This window comes from Streptomyces sp. col6, from assembly GCF_008042035.1.
Taxonomy (GTDB): domain Bacteria; phylum Actinomycetota; class Actinomycetes; order Streptomycetales; family Streptomycetaceae; genus Streptomyces.
Window position 1 is genome coordinate 14,223 of record NZ_RDBL01000030.1, and the last position, 2,947, is coordinate 17,169.

At 74.3% G+C, this 2,947-nt stretch carries 2 protein-coding genes; one reads left to right on the forward strand and one right to left on the reverse strand.

The genetic code is table 11. From position 1 onward, the window contains the following. Positions 1–97 precede the first annotated feature (97 nt). Positions 98–1,375 (reverse strand): acetyl-CoA C-acetyltransferase, encoded by a 1,278-nt coding sequence (locus tag EAO73_RS34495; RefSeq protein ID WP_147975475.1) that lies wholly within the window; start codon positions 1,373–1,375, stop codon positions 98–100. A 76-nt stretch (positions 1,376–1,451) separates the two neighbouring features. Here EAO73_RS34495 and EAO73_RS34500 point away from each other — a divergent pair, with 76 nt between their 5' ends. Beyond that, positions 1,452–2,771, forward strand: a complete 1,320-nt coding sequence (locus tag EAO73_RS34500) for a 3-oxoacyl-ACP reductase (RefSeq protein ID WP_147975476.1) — start codon at positions 1,452–1,454, stop codon at positions 2,769–2,771. The last annotated feature ends 176 nt before the right edge of the window (positions 2,772–2,947 follow it).

Consider the following 2,947-nt stretch of genomic DNA (forward strand, 5'->3'; position numbering starts at 1 on the left):
GCGTGGACACGTGCGGCTCCTCGGCAAGGGGGACGGGCGGGTTCACTGCTGTCGTACGGGGGCCTTGGCGCGGTCCCGCCGCGCCACGGCCTCCGGCTCACACGCGTTCGAGAATGGCCGTGACGCCCTGGCCGCCCGCCGCGCAGACCGAGATCAGCCCGCGGCCCGGGGCGTCCCGTTCCGCGAGGAGCTTGGCCAGGGTGGCGACGATGCGGGCGCCCGTCGCGGCGAACGGGTGGCCGGTGGCGAGGGAGGACCCCGCCACGTTCAGCCGGTCCCGGTCGACGGGTGCGAGGCCCTGCTTCTCCCAGGCGGCCAGCGTGGCCAGCACCTGGGAGGCGAAGGCCTCGTGGATCTCGAAGAGGTCGAAGTCCTCGATGCCGAGCCCGGCCCGCTCCAGCAGCCGGGGCACCGCGTAGGCGGGCGCCATCAGCAGGCCGTCCTCGCCGTTCACGTAGTCCACCGCGGCGGTCTCGTACAGCGAGAGGTACGCCTGCGGCTCCAGGCCGTGCGCCTCGGCCCACTCCTCGCTCGCCAGGAGCACGGTCGCGGCGCCGTCCGTGAGCGGCGTCGAGTTGCCCGCGGTCATCGTCGCGTCCGGGTGGTCCGTGCCGAACACCGGCTTCAACGTGGCGAGTTTCTCCACCGTGGACCCGGGGCGCAGGTTCTGGTCCCGGTCCAGGCCCCGGTACGGGACGACGAGGTCGTCCAGGAAGCCCCGTTCGTACGCGGCGGCGAGCCGCTGGTGGCTGGTGGCCGCGAGGAGGTCCTGATCGGCGCGGGCGATGTCCCACTGCCGGGCGGTGAGCGCCGCGTGGTCGCCCATCGAGAGGCCGGTGCGGGGTTCGGCGTTGCGCGGGATGTCCGGGACGAGGTGCCGGGGCCGTACGCCCGTCAGCGCCTTCGCGCGGGCGCCCGCCGACTTCGCGCGCCGGACGGACAGCAGCAGCCTGCGCAGTTCGTCGTTGACACCGAGCGGGGCGTCGCTCGTGGTGTCGGTGCCGCCCGCGATCGCCGAGTCGATCGCCCCGAGCATGATCTTGTTCGCGGCGGCGATCACCGCCTGGAGGCCGGTGCCGCAGGCCTGCTGGACGTCGTACGCGGGGGTGCGCGGGTCGAGCCGGGAGCCGAGGACCGTCTCGCGGGCCAGGTTGAAGTCGCGGCTGTGCTTGAGGACCGCGCCCGCCGCGAACTCGCCGACACGCTCGCCCAGGAGCCCGAACCGCTCGACGAGACCGTCGAGCGCGGCGGTCAGCATCTGCTGGTTGGAGGCCTGCGCGTAGGGCCCGTCGGAGCGGGCAAAGGGAATGCGGCTGCCCCCGATGACCGCGACGCGGCGGGGCTGCGGGAGTGCGAGGGGAATCAACTCGACCAGCTCATCTCGACCAGCTCCTGACTCTTGAGTAACCTTACTCCGGAGTAAATCTACGACCGAGCAGGGAGTCTGGACAATGGCCGACCGCTATCTGCACCTGACCGGCACGGCACCCGGCAAGTTCCTCACCCGGAAGCTCGGCCTCCCGCAGCCCACCCGGCTGCGACGCTGGACCCTGGAGACGCCGGCACTGACCGGCCCGGTCCTCCACCTCACCGCCGGGGACTCCGCCGTCACCGAGGAACTCGCCGCGCTCCTCACCGCCACCGGCCTGGAGGTCACCGCCCGCGCGGACCGGCCCGCCGCGCTGGTGCTCGACGCGACCGCCGTGGACACCGCGGCCGGGCTCGGCGCCGTGCACGCCGCCCTCCACCCGGTCGTCCGCTCGCTCGCCCCCGGCGGCCGGGTCGTCGTCCTCGGGGTGCGGCCGTCCCCGGACGACCACCACCAGGCCGCCGCCCAGCAGGCCCTGGAGGGCTTCGTCCGCTCCCTGGGCAAGGAGATCGGCAAGGGCGCCACCGTGCAGCTGGTGCGCATCGCGCCCGGAGCCGTCGCCGCCGCCGAATCCACCCTGCGCTTCCTGCTCTCGCCCCGCTCCGCGTACGTCAGCGGCCAGGTCATCGAGGTCACCGACGCCGCCCCGGACGAGGTCGCCGACTGGGCCGCCCCGCTCGCCGGCCGCACCGCCCTGGTCACCGGCGCCGCCCGGGGCATCGGGGCCTCCGTCGCCGCGGTCCTGGCCCGCGACGGCGCCCGGGTCATCTGCCTCGACGTGCCCCAGGCCCAGGAGGACCTGGTCCGCACCGCGGACCGGCTCGGCGCCACCGCGCTCCCCCTCGACATCACCGCCGAGGACGCCGCCGAACGCATCGCGGCCGCCGTCCCGGACGGGCTCGACATCCTCGTGCACAACGCCGGCATCACCCGCGACCGGCGGCTCGCCAACATGCCCGCCGAACGCTGGGCCTCGGTCATCGACGTCAACCTGGACAGCGTCCTGCGCACCACCGACGCGCTGCTGAAGGCCGGCACGCTCAACAGGGGCGGCCGGATCGTCGCCACCGCTTCCATCGCGGGCATCGCCGGCAACAACGGCCAGACCAACTACGCGGCCAGCAAGGCCGGCATCATCGGCCTCGTCCGCTCGCTGGCCCCGCGCGCCGCCGCCGACCACGGCGTCACGGTCAACGCGGTGGCCCCCGGCTTCATCGAGACGAAGATGACCGCCGCCGTCCCGCTCTTCATCCGCGAGGCCGGCCGCCGGATGAACTCGCTCTCGCAGGGCGGTCTCCCGGTCGACGTGGCCGAGACCACCGCCTGGTTCGCCCAGCCCGCGTCGACGGCCGTCAACGGTCAGATCGTCCGGGTCTGCGGCCAGAGCCTGCTGGGGGCGTGACGCGATGAGCCTCGCCCTCTCGCTCGCCCGGGGCGCCGTCACCTCGCCCTTCAAGCGGGCCGGACGCCCCGGGCGAGCGAGAGGGCGAGGCTCATCGCGTCACGCCCCCAGCAGGCTCTGGCCGCAGACCCGGACGATCTGACCGTTGACGGCCGTCGACGCGGGCTGGGCGAACC